Below are 222 nucleotides of genomic sequence, written 5' to 3' on the forward strand. Positions count from 1 at the left end.
AAGGTGATACCGCGATTGATACCCAGGCATTGCCGGTTAGGGTTCTCATCCGTGATCAGTACAAACCTGATGGTGACTATGACGCCAACACGATGGGGGCGTGGAAAGTACGCCTGATCCAACAAAAGGCCTACAACGAGACGGTTGCTCTCACTGATTATGCGGAAGCATCGAACGGTGAAGCTCAGTTCTCAGTAGACCTGTCTGGTGTGGATACTTCCT

The 222-nt window shown here is 51.4% G+C and carries 1 protein-coding gene; it reads left to right on the forward strand.

What is annotated here, in order from left to right:
* The coding region (locus tag BHE89_RS03525; RefSeq protein ID WP_141008261.1) for a hypothetical protein at positions 1-222 on the forward strand (222 nt) is incomplete at both ends.

Source organism: Shigella sp. FC1967 (assembly GCF_001743005.1).
Classification (GTDB): Bacteria; Pseudomonadota; Gammaproteobacteria; order Enterobacterales; family Enterobacteriaceae; genus Proteus.